This window comes from Pseudoroseomonas cervicalis ATCC 49957 (assembly GCF_000164635.1).
Taxonomy (GTDB): Bacteria; Pseudomonadota; Alphaproteobacteria; order Acetobacterales; family Acetobacteraceae; genus Pseudoroseomonas; species Pseudoroseomonas cervicalis.
Genome location: NZ_GG770991.1, coordinates 1 through 2196, shown reverse-complemented (window position 1 = coordinate 2196; position 2196 = coordinate 1). Strand labels below are relative to the sequence as shown.

Annotated in this window: 3 protein-coding genes; all 3 read right to left on the bottom strand. The window is 74.7% G+C overall.

Going from position 1 to position 2196, the window contains the following annotated elements; genetic code table 11:
- Positions 1–361, bottom strand: a 361-nt coding sequence (locus HMPREF0731_RS21055) for a hypothetical protein (RefSeq protein WP_007006261.1), incomplete at its 3' end; no start/stop codon positions are given.
- Between the two features lie 195 nt (positions 362–556).
- Positions 557–790 carry an AbrB/MazE/SpoVT family DNA-binding domain-containing protein gene (locus HMPREF0731_RS21050; RefSeq protein WP_007006260.1) on the bottom strand — a complete coding sequence of 78 codons (234 nt, stop codon included), beginning with the start codon at positions 788–790 and terminating at the stop codon, positions 557–559.
- A gap of 304 nt (positions 791–1094) precedes the next feature.
- Complete coding sequence (locus HMPREF0731_RS21045) at positions 1095–1988, bottom strand: LysR family transcriptional regulator (RefSeq protein WP_007006259.1); 894 nt, start codon at positions 1986–1988, stop codon at positions 1095–1097.
- Positions 1989–2196 lie beyond the last annotated feature (208 nt).

The window sequence follows — 2196 nt, the reverse complement described above, 5'->3', positions numbered from 1 at the left end:
AGGCCAGCCCGGCTCGGGCGCTGCCCAGCGCCGCATGCGCCGCGCGCAGCGCCAGCAGCGCGCCCTGGGCGTGGCGGCGGCCGGCCTGGTCCTCGGCCTCGATCTCCTCCATCATCTCCAGCGCGGCCTCGACGCCGGCGGCCAGCTCGCCCTGCATCTCCTCCAGGCAGTCGCGCGCCTCGATGCGGCGCTCCTCGCCGGCGCCGTCGAGCCAGGCGCGCACCATGCCCTCGACCTCGCGCCGCATGCGGTCGGGGGGCGCGGGCTTGCTGGCCAGCTCGGCCAGGCGCTGCAGCGCCTTGCGGCTCTTGATCGGCGCGGCGGCCGGGGCGGCGGCGGGGCGCTGGGGCTTCCTGGCCATCGGGCTCTCCAAGGGGCATCGCGGCGGGGATGCGGCAGCCAGGAATAGCATAGAAACATAAAGCGAACAACGCGGCGCGTGGCCGGGGCGGCGGGTCAGGCGCCGCCTGCCGCGCCCTCCTTCCCCCTGCGGATCAGGGCCGGGGGCCGCGCCGCCGGCGGATGCCGGTGTGGGTGCCGATCCTGGACAGCCGGGTCAGTCCCACTCCCTCTCTGTCGTCGGCGGCTCGTCGCGGTCGGGCCAGTCCACCGGCTTGTTGTGCTTGTCGAGGAAGTCGCTGATGCCGCGCTTGACCGGGCGCAGAATGCGCTCATCGCCGCGCACGACGATCTCGACCTCCTTGACCCCTTCCGGGAAGGCCACGGCCTCCGGCAGGCACACGAGCTGGGTCCCTTCCGTCAGCACAAGCTTGGTGATCATGACGCTCATGGCTCCCTCGCCGTCCTGTCATGCCCCAGGCTATGGAGGACTTCCCTCCAGCGCAACACGGGCCTCGCAGACGCCCCTGGCCAATCCGGCGCGGCCCCCATCGCCGCTTCCCTGGCTGCCGATGCGCGGCCCGACGCGCCGCGACCGGGGCCGGACCGGCTGGGCGGCAACCCGCTCGGCCGCCCGACCCTGCCCGGGGCGGTGGCCAGGCTGATCGCCTTCCTCGCCGCCGACCGCGCCGCGGCGAACCATGGCGCGGCGCCTGTCAGCGACGGCGGCACCCTGCCCGCCGTGTAGCGCCACCCTACCGGGCCGAGCGGCGCACGAAGTCGAGGAAGGCGCGCATCGCCGCGCTGCCGTGCCGCCGGTTCGGGTAGTAGAGGAACCAGCCCGGCAGCGTCGGGCTCCAGTCGGCCAGGATCTCGACCAGCCGGCCCTCGGCCAGGGCCGGCCGGGCGTAATCCTCGAAGACATGGGCGATGCCCTGCCCGGCCAGCGCCGCCTGCAGCTCCTGATGCGCCGAGCTCAGGGTCAGCCGGCCGGGCGGTGTCAGCTCGACGGCCTCGCCCGCCTTCTCGAAGCGCCAGCGGGCCAGGCTGCCGCCGGGGTAGCGGCGCCGGATGCCGTCATGCGCCATGAGATCGGCCGGGCTGCGGGGCACCCCGCGCCGCCGCAGATACTCCGGCGCGGCGACGATGGCGTAGCGCAGCGGCGGCCCGAGCGGCATCGCCACCATGTCCTGCTCCAGCTGCCGGCCGAAGCGCACCCCGGCATCGAAGCCCTGCGCCACGATGTCGATGATGGCGGCGTCGCTGACGATCTCGACCTGGACGCCGGGATGCGCCGCCATGAAGGCGAAGGCGAGCGGGCAGAGGATGTGCTCCGCCGCCGGCGCCGGCGCGTTGATGCGCAGCGTGCCGGAGGGCTGCTCGCGCAGCTGGTCCAGCTCGGCCAGCGCCAGGCGGATCTCGTCCAGCGCCGGGCCCAGCCGCCGCAGCAGCCGCTCCCCCGCCTCGGTCGGGGCGACGCTGCGGGTGGTGCGGTTCAGCAGCCGCAGGCCCAGCGCCTGCTCCAGCGAGGCCATGGTCTGGCTCATCAGGGAGGAGGAGACGCCGCGCTCGGCCGCCGCCGCGCGGAAGCCGCCACGCCGGGCGATCAGCGCGAAGATCTCCAGCTGGTCGAGGCGGGGCGCCGCCATTGCTCTCTCCTGCTGATCAGCCCGTTCGCATCTGGTGAGCTTATCCGCGCAGTGGCGTGGCGTCACCTTCGGAGGGACGGCAGCGGCCCGCCCGCTCCAGGCAATCCCCCAGGCAGGAGGCACGACGATGCTCACCCTTCACCGCCGCAAGATCATGCTCACCGCCCTGGCCGGCGGCGCCGGCGCGACGCTGGCCGGCGCCGCCGCG